Annotated in this window: 16 protein-coding genes; 15 read left to right on the forward strand and 1 reads right to left on the reverse strand. The window is 42.7% G+C overall.

Going from position 1 to position 17,437, the window contains the following annotated elements:
- The first annotated feature begins 258 nt into the window (after positions 1-258).
- Positions 259-933, forward strand: coding sequence for a riboflavin synthase (locus tag EI161_RS05310; protein WP_192522770.1), 675 nt, complete (start codon positions 259-261; stop codon positions 931-933).
- 255 nt (positions 934-1,188) lie between these two features.
- Here EI161_RS05310 and EI161_RS05315 read toward each other — a convergent pair whose 3' ends face one another.
- The gene (locus tag EI161_RS05315; protein ID WP_192522771.1) at positions 1,189-4,041 is read right to left on the reverse strand and encodes a response regulator; all 2,853 of its coding nucleotides are present in this window, start codon (positions 4,039-4,041) and stop codon (positions 1,189-1,191) included.
- 233 nt (positions 4,042-4,274) lie between these two features.
- Between EI161_RS05315 and fmt the strand changes: the two genes are divergently transcribed.
- The 14 genes from fmt to EI161_RS05385 form a co-directional block, all read left to right on the forward strand.
- A complete protein-coding gene (gene fmt, locus EI161_RS05320; RefSeq protein WP_192522772.1) occupies positions 4,275-5,354 on the forward strand; it encodes a methionyl-tRNA formyltransferase in 1,080 nt (359 codons plus the stop codon).
- Positions 5,355-5,425: 71 nt separating this feature from the next.
- Complete coding sequence (locus EI161_RS05325; RefSeq protein WP_192522773.1) at positions 5,426-7,003, forward strand: transcription antitermination factor NusB; 1,578 nt, start codon at positions 5,426-5,428, stop codon at positions 7,001-7,003.
- A 45-nt stretch (positions 7,004-7,048) separates the two neighbouring features.
- Positions 7,049-8,470: a threonine synthase gene (gene thrC / locus EI161_RS05330; protein ID WP_192522774.1), complete on the forward strand. Its 1,422-nt coding sequence runs from the start codon at positions 7,049-7,051 to the stop codon at positions 8,468-8,470.
- A gap of 345 nt (positions 8,471-8,815) precedes the next feature.
- Complete coding sequence (locus EI161_RS05335) at positions 8,816-9,913, forward strand: LysM peptidoglycan-binding domain-containing protein (RefSeq protein WP_225735236.1); 1,098 nt, start codon at positions 8,816-8,818, stop codon at positions 9,911-9,913.
- 60 nt (positions 9,914-9,973) lie between these two features.
- Complete coding sequence (dprA, locus tag EI161_RS05340; protein WP_192522776.1) at positions 9,974-11,242, forward strand: DNA-processing protein DprA; 1,269 nt, start codon at positions 9,974-9,976, stop codon at positions 11,240-11,242.
- Positions 11,243-11,444: 202 nt separating this feature from the next.
- Complete coding sequence (locus EI161_RS05345) at positions 11,445-12,074, forward strand: L-threonylcarbamoyladenylate synthase (RefSeq protein ID WP_192522777.1); 630 nt, start codon at positions 11,445-11,447, stop codon at positions 12,072-12,074.
- Positions 12,075-12,360: 286 nt separating this feature from the next.
- Positions 12,361-12,879 carry a GbsR/MarR family transcriptional regulator gene (locus EI161_RS05350; protein WP_192522778.1) on the forward strand — a complete coding sequence of 173 codons (519 nt, stop codon included), beginning with the start codon at positions 12,361-12,363 and terminating at the stop codon, positions 12,877-12,879.
- Positions 12,880-13,011: 132 nt separating this feature from the next.
- Entirely contained in the window at positions 13,012-13,959 is a 948-nt protein-coding gene (locus EI161_RS05355; protein ID WP_192522779.1) for a fatty acid desaturase family protein, read from the forward strand.
- A gap of 122 nt (positions 13,960-14,081) precedes the next feature.
- Complete coding sequence (locus EI161_RS05360; protein WP_192522780.1) at positions 14,082-14,573, forward strand: hypothetical protein; 492 nt, start codon at positions 14,082-14,084, stop codon at positions 14,571-14,573.
- Positions 14,574-14,609: 36 nt separating this feature from the next.
- The gene (locus EI161_RS05365; RefSeq protein WP_192529146.1) at positions 14,610-15,605 is read left to right on the forward strand and encodes a TIGR01777 family oxidoreductase; all 996 of its coding nucleotides are present in this window, start codon (positions 14,610-14,612) and stop codon (positions 15,603-15,605) included.
- Between the two features lie 78 nt (positions 15,606-15,683).
- Positions 15,684-16,175 carry a hypothetical protein gene (locus tag EI161_RS05370; RefSeq protein ID WP_192529147.1) on the forward strand — a complete coding sequence of 164 codons (492 nt, stop codon included), beginning with the start codon at positions 15,684-15,686 and terminating at the stop codon, positions 16,173-16,175.
- 31 nt (positions 16,176-16,206) lie between these two features.
- The gene (locus tag EI161_RS05375) at positions 16,207-16,659 is read left to right on the forward strand and encodes a hypothetical protein (protein ID WP_192529148.1); all 453 of its coding nucleotides are present in this window, start codon (positions 16,207-16,209) and stop codon (positions 16,657-16,659) included.
- 165 nt (positions 16,660-16,824) lie between these two features.
- Positions 16,825-17,166, forward strand: coding sequence for a hypothetical protein (locus EI161_RS05380; protein ID WP_192529149.1), 342 nt, complete (start codon positions 16,825-16,827; stop codon positions 17,164-17,166).
- Between the two features lie 60 nt (positions 17,167-17,226).
- On the forward strand, positions 17,227-17,437 hold a 211-nt coding region (locus EI161_RS05385; protein WP_192529150.1), incomplete at its 3' end, for an IS630 transposase-related protein.

The raw sequence follows: 17,437 nt of genomic DNA on the forward strand, positions 1-17,437 counted from the left end.
AATAGTAAGTTTAGTCATTCTAAGCGCGATAGTTTTGGCTATGAAGTGGCAAAAAATAGTCCTGTTCCTTCGGACTGATGCTAAAATCGGCCCAGACGTTGTTGTAAATCTAGCTAAGGTCTCGACATTACCTTCGATTTACGCCTAGTCTGGAATTATTTTAGCGATCAGCAGTCCTAATAGATGAATTCTATACAGCCCCTAATCAATTAAAATATATTGTTTATAGCAACAATATAACCATGAGATGAGGTCAATATGTTTACTGGAATTATAGAAGGTGTTGGAAAGGTTAAGTCTATGCAGCCTATGGGCGGTGACATACGCTTAACGATAGAGTCTGATGAATTGGATTTTGGCGATGTAAAGTTAGGAGATTCTATTGCCTCAAACGGTATTTGCTTGACCGTCGTCCAACTTGGTAGCGACTATTACTCTGTTGATGTTTCACGTGAAACTATCGCTCGTACCGCCCTAGAAACGTTAAAATCGGGTCATATTGTTAATTTAGAAAAAGCGATGCTACCGACCACGCGTTTTGGTGGTCACATTGTCGCCGGTCACGTAGATGGAGTAGGCGTAGTTAGCAAGCTACAACAGGATGCGCGTTCTATTCATATCGAAATCACCATACCATCAGAGCTGGCGCATTATACAGCCACTAAAGGTTCTATTACGGTCGATGGTATTAGCCTGACGACCAATCTGGTACGTGACAATATTGTCTCTCTAAACATCATCCCGCATACCGCTAAAGTGACCAATATTGCCAAGCATTGGCTGGTAGGCAGCAAGGTTAATATCGAAGTCGATATCGTCGCGCGCTATTTAGAGCGTTTATTAAATAAATCGCAAACGAGTGGTATGAATGCACCAAACCCACAAAGTCAGTTATCTGAGGCATTTTTAGCAGATAATGGCTTTATGAAGTAGATATTGGAGAGATATAAAAACAGGTTATTAGGTCGTGATTAAACTATCGGCAGAACAGATTTTTTCTGTATAAAGTGTTTAGAGGTAGGCAGTTCTAAATAAAATCTGTACGTTGTTAGCCACGTGCTACTGGAGTAAGTTTTTCTTACTTGCTGTTCGCAAGCGTGACAGAGGCTGCGAAAAATTCATTCCAGTAGCACTCGTATTTGTTTTAAAGTAAATTAACTATACAAGCAGCCGCTGCATAAGTTGTGGTTAAGCTTCTATAAAACTCTGTAAAACGACCTCCAATTGCTTTTTATCGATAGGTTTAGCTAAAAAATCATCCATTCCTACTTGGATACAGGCATCGCGATCCTCTTGGGTATTATTGGCAGTTAAGGCGACGATAGGAATATCGTCGCCTTGGGCGCGAATAGCTTGGGTGGCTTGTAGGCCGTCCATGACAGGCATTCGGCAGTCCATCAAAATAAGTGAAATCTCCTGCCGCTGCGTTTCCAATACCTCTAATGCTTGCTGCCCATCTTCTGCCACGATGCTACGATAACCGAGCTTGCTTAGTATTTTGCAGGCGATTTTTTGATTGGTTGGGCTGTCCTCTACTACTAATATAAGGGGTAAGGCTGTTTCAGGGTTAACCGATGGGTTAGCTGATGGGTTGGTTGGTTTACTAACCTCGGCTTTGACAGTTTGTGCTTGTGCCAGTACTTGCCTGACGGGCAAGGTCAAGCGCATCAACTCGGAGATCAGCAAGGCGCTGTCCAAAGGTTTTGTCAAAAAGCCATCGCATTTATCCAACAGTATAGAGGGGATACGGCGTTCGGGTTTCATGCTAAACAGTAGCTTGGGTAATAATATATCAGCAAGCAGCTGATTTAGTATTGGCTGACTGTCGTCACTGGCTGTCGTTTGCTTATTATTACCGGGTTGTGTTTGTACCAACTTGAGCTCGTCTGATTTTGACGCGTCATCTACTGTGATGGCACGGGTGTCACGATATTCGTAATCTAATAGTAATATAGGCGCCAGTGTTTGCACATTTTTCTCAAACTGCTGTATTAACTCTGGTAGGGACGCTAAATCTACAGAAGTATAGATAGTCGCTGTGATAGACAAATGGCTGCACAAGGATTGTAAGTATTCGGCAACCAGTGGCTGACTGACGACTGCCATAAGATGAATGTGGGTCAAATGCGGACTGTGGTGATATACCGATTGATAATTTGGATGACGACAAGGAAGATAAAGGTCAAAACTGCTGCCTTTATCGACAGTACTTTTTAGTTCAATAAAACCGCCTAATAACCGAGCAAAATTATTGACGTTATTTAGGCCCAGTCCAGTTTCGATAGCCTCTTGTTCTACTTGATTCATATCTTGATTGTAATTATGACTGTGATCAAAATAATGAAGCAGCTGACTTTGCTTAATTGCTGTGATGCCGACCCCTGTGTCCTGTACGCTAAAACGCACCCAATAATGGGGTTGGTCTTTTGCTACATTCTCATTGAGAGCGGGTAAGCTATTTTTACCGAGTTGTGGTACTTGATCTTGGCTAATGGTCTCGATAATCAACGCCACGTAGCCAGTAGTGGTAAAGTTGATGGCATTATGTAATAAATTAAGCAAAATTTGACGTAAGCGCACATCATCAGTGTCAATGTAACGCGGGCAGTTGGGGGTAAAAAAGTAAATCAGCTCAAGCCCCTGCTGCCGCGTTTTATCGATGATTAAAGCGTTAACTTCTTGCCCAAGCTTATAGATATCGACAGGTTGGATACTCAGGCGAGTTTTTCTTACCTCAATCTCTTCGATATCCAATATATCGTACAGCGTGGTTAGCATACGCTGACTATTTTTAACCAACACACTCAAAGTCTTATTCTGCTGGATAGACAATGTCTGAGGATCGATCGGTTCAAGCGTGTCGATCATAGTCTCTAGCGGTATGCGTAGTTTATGACCGATGACAGAGTTTAATCCTTTGAATTCCTCAATTCGCTGTTGAAGCTGTTGGTTCTGTTGTTGCAACTGCTCAATTTGATTGGCGAACTCATGAATGCTGTTAAGAAGTACGGTAAAGCCATGAACTTGTCCGTGCTCACCGAACCATGGCGTGATATGCAGCTGGTATGACTGTTGGTTTTGTAATCCGTAGACGGTCACTGTGCGAGTGACACGTAAGTTTGACAATGTTTTTAGCAGTAATTGGGTGGATTCATCCTTACCAGCGAAAAAATCTGTCAATTCATAATGGTGGTGATTTTCAGGTAAGCCTATAAATATTTGCTCAAAGCGTTGGTTAAAAAAGCTGATTTGTCCATGGCGCATAATCATAAGCATCGGTAATGGCGCTTGCTCAACCAAACGCTCCAGACGGTGTTTGAGGGTTTTAATACGTCGATGGTTGTTATGCAACTGATAACTGATACGACTCAGTGCATGACCTAAGCGCAAAAACTCAGCAGTCGACTTATCCGCCATAAATGGTGGTGGCGTGTAAGCTTCCTTTGCCTGACTACCCAAGTTATCGGTATAAAGTAACAACTGCTCCCAGTTGGTTCGGCGGTTTAGCATATAAAGTAAAGCGACGATAAAAAACATTATTGCGGTCATCAGTGGTAGCCAGTAGCGATAAGATAACCAGTCAATATCAAGGGCTTTATGGCGCAGTATAATATGAAGTTTATGCCCACTTTTAAATACAATCGTACCTGCTAAGTTATAGGCAGTCAGTGTATAAGCGCTGTTATTAGAGGTGTTAGAGGGTAACGAGGTGATAACTTTAGGGAAGGTAATGGTTGAAAATGTCGCTTCATTAGGGCGAGTATGGCGGTGGATATAAGTCTGCCCCGATGGCAGCATAAAAACCAACTGATAACTGATACCCTCAAACGTCGGTTTTTCTAGAATTTTTGTGATTTCACTGTTTAAGGGGTTAGCATGCTCAGTGATGTCGTGCTGTAAAGCATAAAAAGTATCAATACTCTGTTGTTCACTGTTCTGTTTCATCTCATGAAACAGCGCAACATAATATAGCAACAGCATGACTGTCAACGTCAAGGTGTAAAATATGAGTAAGCGCTGTAAGGACTGAAACTGTTGCATGAAAACTTGGTCCTATGTCGACATAAAAAATATAGTGGAGTTATAAATATTTTGTCGGAGTAGCTGGCTTGCTGATCTGACTGTGGTTTGTGTACTGTGTTTCTTATGTGGCCTACTTTCTATTATAAAGACAAATGTGGTCATTAGTAACTCCGATTGACGCGGTTACAATCATGGCACAACGTCGTAAACTCACCTATAATGAGTCAATTAACCCTATATAATGCATGATTATGACTACAATTGCTTCTGCCTCTACGCTATCCGCGCCGTCTACTACCAATAACCTTTCTTCTAGCAAGCGTCTAAGGGTTGTGTTTGCGGGCACACCTGAGTTTGCTGCTATCAGTCTTGAGACATTAATCAAGCAGCAAGAGTCACTCAATATAGACATCGTTGCGGTGTATACGCAACCGGATCGCAAGGCAGGTCGCGGTCAAAAACTGGCAGCGTCAGCGGTTAAGCAAGTGGCATTAACTCATGATATCGCTGTTGAACAACCAGTTACCTTTAAAAAATCCAGTACAGAAGGAATGGCGGCGCGGCAGACGTTGCGTAGTTATCAGCCAGATGTGATGATTGTCGCCGCTTATGGGCTGATTTTGCCTATTGGCGTATTGACCACACCGACGCTAGGCTGCCTAAATATTCACGCCTCATTATTACCACGCTGGCGCGGTGCAGCACCGATTCATCGTGCGCTATTGGCGGGCGATGACGAGACTGGTATTACCATTATGCAGATGGACAAAGGGCTAGATACAGGCGACATGCTTTATAAGGTGAGCGCTAATATTGAGCCTGATGATACTGCTGCCAGCCTGCATGATAAGATGGCGGCTCTAGGAGCGACGGCCATTACTACGGTGTTGCAGGACTTGCCAATCTATCAAGCGCAGGCTAGCGCTCAAGATGATAGCCAAGCCAATTACGCTGAAAAGCTGGTCAAAACTGAAGGCGCAATTGACTGGGCACAATCAGCTGCTGATATTGAACGCCAAATCCGTGGACTGACACCGTGGCCGGGTGCTTATACTTTTTTAGCAGGGCAGCGGGTCAAAATTTTAGCCAGCTTGCCTATCAACGCATCACAGCAAACCAATGAGCCTGCTGGTACGGTCATCAGTGTTGGACGCAACGCGATTTTAGTCGCTTGCGGTACTGATAGTACAACGGCTGGTGACAAAGAAACGGCTGGAACTTTAGCCATAACTGACTTACAGTTTGCCGGTGGTAAGCCGATGACTGCCGAGCAAATCTGCCACGGCAATCAGCTAAACGATGGTGATCAATTCACTATAGATACAAAATAATTTAACCTATTCTGTCAACAAACTAACTCGCACAAGACGCCATTTATCATACGTCAAGGAAACCCAATTTAATGAGACAAACCAGCACTGCGCCTAGAAATAATAAGCTCAAACCGTCAAGCAACCTTATTATGAATGGTAGCGTCCGCGTCCGTGTGATTCGTACTTTATTGGCTATTCAAAACGGTCAGTCGCTCGCAAGCGTCCTTGATCCGTTATTAAATAGTTTACATGATGGTGATAAAGGGTTTGCTCATGCGCTATTGCTAACGACATTGCGCCAATGGCATGCGCTTGCGCGTTTACTTGATACGCTAGCGGATAACCCTATTGATGAAGTTGAGGTGCGTACTACCATTCAAGTGGGTTTGGTGCAGTTGCTGTATTTGGAAGTGGCTGACCATGCGGCGATTCATGAAACGGTCGAAGCGGCGAAAGAGATTGAGTTCGCCCATGCGACTGGTTTAATCAATGCCATCTTGCGTAAAGTTGCCAAGAACCCTAGTAAGTTCCGTAAAAAGTGTGATAAAAAACACAGCTTGCCTAATTGGCTTGCCTATCAGCTCAAGCAAGATTGGAGTGAGCAGTATGACGATTTGATGCAGGGCCTACGTCAACCTGCGCCAATGTTTTTACGAGTGAATACAGCAGTTACCTCGGTAGCTGACTATCAGCAAGCACTGGATGGGGCAGAGATTGACGCGGATTTGGTTGAGCTAACGAGTGGTTTCAACTTATCTAACTCGTCGGATACAGCCTCATCTAATAGCATATTAACCAAAGGGCTAAGATTACATCAGAGCACTGCAGTGAATGCCTTACCGCAATTTTCTGAAGGAGCTGCTAGCGTACAAGATATGCATGCGCAACTTGCAGCGCCGCTTATCCATAGCGCGTTACTCAATAAGCTGAGTATTAAAAACGATGATGTAGACGTCGATACAGACACGAATAATAATAACAACGAGGTCCGTATTTTAGACGCTTGTGCGGCGCCGGGTGGTAAATTGGCTCATTGGTTAGAATTAATCAGCTCAAATGATTCAACCTTGTTTCACGTGAAACAAAACGACGAATCAGTACCTTTAGTTTCGAAAGTGAAGCTGACTGCGATAGATAATGAAGCGCCGCGTATCGAGCGTATTCATACTAATTTACAGCGCTTGAATCTAAGTCAGCACGACTTGCAGCAAGCTGAAAAGAATGTCGAGCTCAATATCGTCTGTGCTGACGCGACGACATGGCAAGGGGCAGGCAAGAAAAAGAGTAAACTTGTATTTGACGCTATATTACTAGATTCACCTTGTACCGCGACGGGCGTGATTCGTCGTCATCCTGATATCAGTATCCTGCGTACCGAAGAAGACGTCGAGCAAACCACTTTGCTACAAGCGGATATCTTGCACAATTTATGGCCACAACTTAAAGTTGGTGGTTATCTGTTATATGTCACTTGCTCTATTTTAAAGCAAGAAAACGTCGAGCAGATGCAGGATTTCATGACTTACTATAATAATATAACAGCCGTTGAATTTAGCGATGATTGCAATTGGGGTATCGAGCAGGCTATCGGTCGTCAGTGCTTACCGATTGATAGCGAGAGTGGCGATGGTTTTTATTATGCGTTGCTGCAAAAAACTGCTGAATAAACCGTTTTAAATATTGAATAACCTCATTATAGACAGGACAATCTAATGAAATATATCAGTACCCGTGGTCAGACAGCACCGATGGATTTTAGTGATGTGCTATTGATGGGTCTTGCGCCAGACGGTGGTTTGATGCTACCTGAGAGCTATCCAAATATTGATAGTGCGACGCTTGATAAGTGGCGCACGCTGAGCTACCCACAGCTAGCGATGGCGATCATGCAGCGCTTTGCTACCGATATCCCTACCGCTGATTTGCAAGATATTATTGAGCGTACTTATACCGCAGAGATATTTGGTAGTGCCGAAATTGTCCCTGTGCGTAAGCTTGAAGACAATTTATACGTTTTAGGCTTATCAAATGGTCCAACGCTGGCATTTAAAGACGTTGCCATGCAGTTTTTGGGCAATGCTTTTGAATACGTACTTAAAAGAAAAGATGCACGTATTACTATCATTGGCGCGACCAGCGGCGATACGGGCAGTGCAGCAGAATATGCACTACGCGGTAAAGAAAACATCGAAGTCTTTATGTTGTCACCGCATGGCAAAATGAGCGAATTTCAGCGCGCGCAGATGTATAGCTTAACGGATGACAATATCCACAATATCGCCATCGATGGTATGTTTGATGATTGCCAAGATATTGTTAAAGCATTACAACAAGATGCAGAATTTAAAGCAGCTTATAACTTAGGTACCGTAAACTCAATCAACTGGGGTCGAATACTGGCGCAAATCGTTTATTACTTTAAAGCTTACTTTGCCGTGACTGATAGTAATGACGAAAAAATCAGCTTTAGCGTGCCATCAGGTAACTTCGGTAATATTTGTGCCGGTCATATCGCGCGTGAGATGGGCTTGCCAATTGAGCGTTTAATTGTCGCCACCAATGAAAACGATGTATTAAATGACTTCTTTAACCAAGGTGCTTATCAGCCGCGTCCAACAGAAAAAACCTATGTGACTTCAAGTCCATCGATGGATATCTCCAAAGCGTCTAACTTTGAGCGTTTTGTTTATCTATTGCTTGATAAAGACAGCGCCCGCGTCCATGAGTTGTTTGAAGGGGTCAAATCTGGACAAGGTTTTGATTTACCTGAACTAATGGAAGCGGTTAACACACGTTATGGTTTTGCTGCCGGCAAATCTACCCATAGTGACCGTCTACAAACCATCAAAGCGCTTTATGAACAGCATGGTGAATTGGTCGATCCGCATACCGCTGATGGTATCAAGGTCGCCAAAGAGTTGCAGCGAGAAGGTGAGGTGATTGTTTGTGCCGAAACGGCGCTACCCGTTAAGTTTGCAGACACCATCGTCGAGGCGATTGGTCAAATAGATATTGCTCGCCCAGCCCATACCGAGGGTTTGGAGAGCTTGCCGCAACATGTGGTCGTTTTAGACAACAACGCTGAGTTGGTTGCTGAACAAATTCGCGATTATGTTACACCAAATCCAGCATAAAGCGCTAATAGCCCTGAGCTCATATCTAAAGGAGAAATAAAAGAAGGTTTCCACATAAAGGTTACACTATTGTAATAAAGTGTTTATGATTGTGTTATGGTAGATATAATTGTAATATTAGGAACGGCGTCGGCGAATCAGCAATGTGCTAGACGCTTTTTAGGAATAATACCAGCCAATTACTGAACAGCTGCCCTCTAAACGTCATCATAAACAACTTGTTAAGTCCGTAAAGTGCTTGATGCTTTATTACTGCTTGCTCAAACAAGTACAAAGCCTCGAGATTAATCGACTTAAGTAAGCGTTATTGTGGCGATAATAGCGGTACATATTGTGGATATAACAATGAAGATGAGCTTAAAAAAAATAGCAAAAGCGCTGTTGATCACGACGTTTAGCAGTGCCATGCTAATGAATGCTGCCCACGCTAATAATCCACCCCCAACCATTAAAGCAGATGCACCCAATCGCTACATCGTCAAAAAAGGCGATACTCTGTGGGATATCTCAGGCCGTTATTTAGACAGTCCGTGGCGCTGGAAAGAGATTTGGGCAACCAATAAGCAAATCAAAAACCCCAATCTTATTTATCCCAATGACATTCTTATTTTATGTGTGATTCAAGGCAAAACACTCATTGGAGTAGATACTGGCGAGGGCTGTGCTGGGGTTGAAAAACAACTCACTGGCGATGTGGTGGCTAGCACAGTAGCCGTTACCTCCACTGCCAACAGTATACCGCCGATTCCATGGTCTGCTATTCAGCACTGGTTGGATAAGACGATCATCGTCAATCCAGAAGATTTCAACACCACGCCATATATTTTAGCTTCCAAAAACCGCAACTTAATCACCGCAAGTGGCGATAAGATTTATGCCAAAGGCGTCCCACTTATCGTCGGTCAGCGCTATGGTATCTACCGCGAGGGCGAGCTATATGTTGATCCTAAAACGCAAGAAGTGATCGGTTTAGAAGTCACGCAAGTGGCGACTGGTTTGGTTACCTCGACAGAAACCAACGGTGTCACCAGTTTGCAGCTTACGGATAGTTATGGCAAAGAAGTACGTGAAGGTGATCGCGTATTTGTCGAGCTAGATAACTCTATCCCGCCAGTATTTTATCCAGCACCTGCGTCGGTTAGCCGTGGTGGTATGATTGTCCGTGTCATGGACTCAATCAGTTCAGCGGCAAAAGGCAGTGTGGTTGCTATCAATCTAGGTAGTACGCATGGCGCGAAGCCTGGTGATGTATTGATGGTTTATCAAAAAGGGCCATTGGTGCGCGATATCCGCGATAATGATACGCCTGTACGCTTGCCAAATGAGCAAAGTGGTATGGTGATGGTGTTTAATACTTTTGATCATATTAGTTATGCTTATGTGCTAAATTCTGAGTTGCCGTTAAACGTCGGCGATAAGCTGTTACCACCGCCTTATCTATAAGCTCATACAAGGTTTTTTTAAATTGACCACACTCAGCCCGCCCAAACGAGACAAACGACGATGACAGCAGTCACCTCTTCTTTATCAGACGATCAGCGCGCCATACTGGCGCTGTGGTATGAGGTGAATGCGTCATTATCTGCGTATCATAAGCTGATTACTGTTTTTGGTGGTGCACCACTGGCTTGGGTTGCTGGCGTAGAAGCATGGCGACAATTGGGTATTCACCATACCCATCTGGCCCGTCATGAACAGCCAGAGCAAACGCGTGCCAATATTGATAAAATCCAGCAAGCATTGCTAGATAAAAAATACGGTCTGTTATTCGCCGATCAGCCTGACTATCCTGCACAACTCTCGCAAATCTACGACCCACCGCCATTATTATTTTATCGTGGCAATAAATCTCGTCTGCATCAAGCGCAAATCGCTATCGTTGGTAGTCGAAAACCCACCGCACATGCACAAAAAACCACCTTTGATATGGCACAGTATTTAGCACAAGCGGGTTATATAATCACCAGTGGTCTTGCGATGGGTGTGGATAAACGGGCACATTTAGGCGCGCTAGCACAGGCTGAGTCTGAATACCAAGGTCGTACTATTGGCGTCATGGGTACGGGTATCGATGTCAATTATCCCAATCATCATGATAAGTTGTTTAGCCAGATTATCGAGCAAGGCGGTTGTATCATTAGTGAGTTGTTGCCGCACACGCTGCCGCACAAGCACACATTTCCGCGGCGCAATCGTTTGGTCGCTGGACTAAGCCTCGCAACGATTGTGACCGAAGCGACCATTCAAAGCGGTTCGCTGATTACCGCTCGCTTAACTTCTGAGCAAGGCAAGCAAGTCTTTGCGATTCCTAGCCATATTGATAATAGCAATGCAGAAGGTTGTCATCACTTGATACGTGAAGGCGCGACTTTGGTTTATCATCCGCAGCAGGTGCTCGAGGACGTCAATGCTCAGTTGGGTTATGAAAGTTATTCTCATGAATCAAAAGATACTGTGGATAGTATAGATACTACCGAATCTAATAGCTCTCAAACGAATCATAGCCAAACTGCTAAACATACCAATAAAGATAAAAGTACCGCCATAGTCGCTAACCTGCCACCACCTTCTAATATCAAATCTGCTCCTAAACCTATCGTTGTACCTGAGCATTTAACCCTCGTTTATGAACAGCTTGATTGGCATGGGCAGGATTTGGATGCGCTTATCGTAACTACTAAGCTTGCGCCACCACAATTAATTGGACAGCTGATGGAGCTTGAGTTACTGGGTACGATCAGTGTGCAGGGCGGACGCTATCTGCGGGTCTAAAGCCACATCCTCTCTAACTTTTCATTTTTTTGCTTATCATTTCTGAGTATTTAAGCCCAGCACAATGTTGGTATAGTTGAGTCACTTTAAAACTGATTCAGGTGCTACTGGAATAAGTTTTTTGCAGCCTTAGCTATCCTAGTCTTTCTTTATCCTGTGTTATTATAAGCGCTTACACTTTATCTTTCTAAACATTCAAATTATGAGCCAATCTGCACCATTCATCACGGATTCCGTCATTCAAGCTGCTAAGTGGCTCAAAGAAGGGCAGCTGCTCGCTTATCCAACCGAAAGCGTCTGGGGTGTCGGTTGTGACGCTTATGATAAAGAAGCAGTTCAGCGTATTTTAGCCATTAAACAGCGCCCACAAGCCAAAGGTATGATTGTTATTACCGATAGTGTAGAGCGGCTGGCACCTTTATTAGACCCGTTAAATGAGGCGCAACTCAAACCTATTCTAAAAAGCTGGCAGATAGATAGTGAGCATATAGATCTAAAATATAAGCAAGCCCATACGTGGTTGTTACCTATCCCGCAGATACTGACGACCATTATTCCTCCTTGGATAATGGGGCAGCACCAGACGATAGCCGTGAGAGTGATCGCTCATCCTATTATCCGTCAACTGTGTCAACAGCTAGTCAGTACTCAGAACCCATTCGGGTTGCTGATCTCGACGAGCTGTAATCCATCAAGTGAACCGCCTGCGATGACTTTTTCTGAAGCGTATTCTTATTTTGGCGAGCAAATCAGCTACTTGCAAGCTGAGACATTAGGCTATACCTTACCGAGCCAAATTCGTGACGCAACCACTGGTTTAATTGTTCGTTAGAGCACAGCAATCCACTAAGCAATAAATATTATTCTTTTATTTCTGTCTTGACAGAAATAAAAGAATAGCGCAGTATGAATGATTAGGGCGTGTCCTCATTTTAAAAATGGTGATAAAAATGAGTTAAATTGCAGTTAAACAAGGAAAATAGTGCAGATAATATCGGGATACTAGCCAACTATTTGACGATGTTTAGCCATTTTTAGCCCATTTAGGTATTATCGTTTAGATTGAGGACACGCCCTAAGATAACCAAATTATTCAAGATAGTGAGTAAATAATAATCATGAAACTAAATCCTGTGACCGAAAAATTTATCTTACATTGGGGCGAAATGGGCTCGCAGTGGGGGGTCAATCGCACCATGTCACAGATTCACGCGCTGTTATTTATTATCGGTAAACCGCTAAATGCTGAAGAAATAACCGAAACACTTGGCGTTGCGCGCTCTAATGTTTCAAACAGTATTAAAGAACTACAGCACTGGGGATTAGTACAAAAGATCTCGATATTGGGTGACCGTCGTGATCACTTTACGACCAATACCGACGTTTGGGAGTTGGCGCGTATCATCGTCGTTGAAAGGCAAAAACGTGAACTGGAGCCAACGGTACAGTTTTTACAAGAGTTGATGGACAGCCCTGAGTTTGAGCATGAGAATAGTGAAGTCAAAGCACGCATTCGTGAGACGCAAGAATTCGTTGAGACCGTGACTACTTGGTCTTCTGAGATGCTTAGACTACCGACAAGCGCACTCAAAAAGGTATTGAAGTTGGGCGCTAGCATTAAAAAGGTCTTACGTTAGTGGTGCGTTAATAGTGCCATAGCTTATTTAAAAGAAAAAATTTATAAATTTATTTCTGTTATGACAGAAATTTATGTAACAGATTGAGGTTTTATTAGCTCTTTTCATAGTAATAACAAATGGATGTGGCATATGAAAGCGAATAACACACAGGGTAATAAAAGCATAGCGATTAAAGATGCGATCAATGCAGTGCAGTGGCAAGACTTGCGCCAGCTAACTCGCGGTCAAATTGCCTATAATATTATTTTGCCTTATCCATTTTTATTGCTGTCATGGTGGTTTGCCAGTCAGTCTTGGTATGTACTAGCGTGCGGCGCGTCTTATTTATTCTTTGCCACGGCTTTTCGCCAAGCTCATGATGGCTATCATCATAGTTTGGGTACAGGAAAACGTACGACGACTGCCATACTATTATTGCTTAGCGTGCTGTTGATGACCAGCTTGCACAGCATTCGAGCCACCCATATGGAGCATCATCGTGACCCATTGGGCGACAATGACATTGAGGGCAGTCTGGCAAAAATGTCGTGGTGGCGAGCGATGTTAGGTGGTGTCACGTATCGACTAAATATCTATCGTCAAGGTTTACGTCTGAGCAGTCGCCGTAATCAGCGTATTGCGTATTTAGAGTTTGGTTTGATTGCTGTGGTCGTCTTGGTTGCTCTTGTATTGACCGCATTTACTATTCCTGCTCTTGCTATGTTGGCGCAAATATTGATCTATCACCTACTGACCATGACATTGGCCAATGCCAGCGTCGGTATCATTGCGGTGTGGGGTGTGCATCATGATTGTGATGAGACCATCGCCCGCACCGAGCGTAATCCATTAGTCAACTTGCTGACCTTCAATTTACTCTATCATGTAGAGCACCATCTATTTCCTGCTGTGCCATCCAATCATTTACCGGAGCTTGCCAAGCGTTTAGATGCGGCAGCGCCACACCTGACCAAAGCGCACGTATTGCCAAACATGGCTACTGTCATGGAATTTATTAATAATCGTTGGAATAAATTAAAAGACAAATATCAAAATAATAACAATAGTGACTGTCCTATTCGTAAGCATTTTGCTTAGAGTAATAAGCAGAATAGACAAAGTCAAAATACTTATCCACTAACTATTCACAGTAACTTCATTAGCACTACCAATGCACTATTTATACTAAATAAACAGCTAATATAAATAGGAGAAATATAATGAATAATAGTTTGGATGCTTACCCTCATTTAACCGTGATGATTTTGTTTGCAGGTATTGGTAGCGTGGTTGGCGGATTGATTGCTGAGCTGGCTTTATTGTTTATCTTTCGAGAGGCCAGTTTTGCCCAAATTGGTTATCAGCCATTGTTATATGTTGGTTTGCTGGGTTTTATTCCTGCGTTATTAACGGGCATTATCATCGCCAGCCAAAAGCTATGGCGCGAGGATCATAAAAGTATACGCACGACTTTTTTGATTGGGTTTATAACCTCAGCTATTTATATGGGTGCAATCGTCTTATATTTAGGCATCAACTCATGGATAGAAGTTGGTGTGCTGTTGGCTTTTATGGGTATCGTTGGTGTTTTTGGCGGCATTAATTCAGCCATTGCTGGCTGTATAGCTTTACCAAAAGCATGTAAAAGTGGTTTTGATATCAGCGCTAAAAAAGTAGACGATGGTTATGATAGTTTAAGTTTTACTAAATAATAAATATGATAGTTAATATCATACAGGGAGTAGGATATGAATATTTTAATCAGCGGTGGCTCAGGGTTTTTGGGTAGTGCCTTTAGTAAAGAGCTAATCAAGCGTTATCAGCAGGTGGGTAAGGAGCTACATATCACTTGGCTGACGCGTGATAGCAGTCAGACACATCCGAGCGATATCGAAATGATGACTTATGATGAGTTGGCTAATTCGGATAACAGCTTCTATGTGATTATGAATCTAGCGGGTGCAGGGATAGCGGACTCGCGTTGGAGCGATGCACGTAAAGAGCAATTGCTCGCCAGCCGTGTTAAGCCTACTGAGTCGCTATTGGCCTTTATTGCCCGTACCAATCATAAACCTAAGCTGCTGCTTAGCGGCTCAGCCATTGGTTGGTATGGCACCCAAGGTGATAAACCGTTGACCGAAAGCAGTGAATTTAAAACAGATTTTTCACACAAACTATGTGATGACTGGGAGCAGCTAGCATTGACGGCAACCGAATATAGCGTGCCTGTAGCTATCGTCCGTACAGGTGTGGTTATCCATCCTGAGGGTGGTATGCTCGGCAAACTATTAACCCCATTTAAAATGGGCGTCGGTGGGCAGTTGGGTGATGGCAAGCAAATCATGAGTTGGATAAGCCGCGAGGATTGGGTAGGGGCAGCGATATTTATTATTGAGCAGCATTTGGCTGGCAAGGGCGCTGATAATGGTATTAATACTGGGCAAACGACTAGCGCAACCACATATGATAATACTTTGCAGACCACTAACGATACAACAGCGGTCGTCTATAACCTCACGTCGCCCAATCCAGTGACCAACCATACCTTTACCAAAATACTGGGTGAATGGTTACACCGACCAACTTTTTTTACTTTACCTGAGTTTTTACTTAAGCTAATGTTTGGTGAGATGTCAACGCTACTGATTGATGGACAAAAGGTGTTGCCGCAAGCATTACAGGGCGCAGGTTATGAGTTTAAACAGCCAACGTTGAAGCAAGCGTTAGAAGAGCAGGATTCTTAAATCATTAAATGGATGTTTCATGTGAAACAAGTGGGTTGATACATTTAGTTCACCTCAGAGTATTAAGACGACAATAATATGGTTTCTAAAAATAATAAAGCTTCAAAATTAACGCTAGAAAAGCAAAGTAATATAAAGTCTTACCCTTGGTTAAGAATCCTTATAGGGTTTGGTTTACTTGGTGGCTGGGTAGGAGCCACTATTGCAAGCCTGATATTAACTCTATTTGTGGATCTTGGGACAGAATCATGGCTAGATTTTGATTTCCAGTTCTTTATAGAAAATATGTTTAGGGGTCTTGCTTTTAAAGTGATAGCCGGCCTACTACCAGCATTGATAACAGCAGGCATTGCCATTTATCTAAAACTGTATCTTAGAACGTTTAAAAACTGGCTTGTATTAGGCTTACTTGGTTTTATTGCAACTATTCCATTTAGCATAATTGCGTTGACGATGGCTGAGACAATAGATTTTGAGAAATTTTTATTTGCTGTGTTGGTGGGTTTATCTGGGTTATTTAGTGCTCTTATATTAGGCGGCTTAACCATTCCTAGGTTTCAAAAAAAATAAGACTCCAGTTTTTGAAAAATTAGAAAACTCTATGAATAAAACCAGACCCAATTATCCTAAAGGAAAAATTATAAACCAATATGCACAATTTGGAGGGGCACTAGGTGGAACATTTCTCTGGTTGACCATAGCAGTACCTGATGTCTTGTTTAATGATCATGATTTCGGTGCGCCCGAAGTACTGAATATTACTAACGTCTATCTCATCACTGTATTTAATATAGTTTGGCTACTAGGGTTTGCGCTGATTTTCTATGTGGTCTTTGGATTTATATTAGGACTGTTACCTTCGTTATTTACAGGCTGGATTCTTGCGCAAGTAAATGCTTACCGTAATTATAAAGGCCTTCTTATATCTTTAATTACTGGTGGTTTTATGGGCTTTGCCTTTCTATCAGCGACAGAGCTACCTTTTATCATTCAGGTTTTGACTGGTGGTGTCAGCGCTTTAATCCTAGCATTATTTGCCCTACCTAAGGCATGAATGGGCAAGGCTAGATATCTACAACTACACATTTAGGTGTTAATGAGATAATAAGCTTTAAGGTTTTTTAACTGTGATGTTAGCTCTATCAGGGTTGTTTAGCTCCACTGTAATAGGTGGTGTTACAGTTCCTAAGTTTCATGTGAAACCTAAATGGAGGTATGTATGAGTGACATTGAGATCAGCGCTACAGCCACTGTAACCAACTATCCTAAAGGTAAGGTGATAGGAGTTTATGGATTGCTAGGTGGAGCGATAGGCGGTCTGATTGTCTTCTTATATATGATTGTGATGTTTGTAATTGACGGTAATATTTTCAGCCAAGAGTTAACAGATATTTTCAAAATGCTATTAGCTTCTATTGTAGGCGGATTCTTTTTTGGGTTAATACCCTCTCTTATCGCTGCATTAATTACCACTAAGTTTAAAATATACTTTGATTTAAAACTAGAAGAAATAGTATCGTTATTTTTCATTGGACTGTTTAGTGCTTTTATATATATATAGTCAATCCCACCTAAAAGTGTTATAAACTAATTATCAAACCCAATTGCTACCATAAACACTATGACTTACTCACTAGATTTTCGTAAACAAGTTCTCAGAAGTATAGATGACGGTATGACTTTTGCTCAAGCGTCTAAGTTCTATAATCTCAGCCCAACCACCATACAGAACTGGAAGAGGCGTGTTCATAGCAAAACAACCAGGCAAACCAAACCTTATAAAATACCAGATGACGTGCTACTCAATGATGTTAAAGAACATCCTGATGATT

Origin of the sequence: Psychrobacter sp. FME5 (assembly GCF_014861375.1) — a bacterium.
Classification (GTDB): domain Bacteria; phylum Pseudomonadota; class Gammaproteobacteria; order Pseudomonadales; family Moraxellaceae; genus Psychrobacter.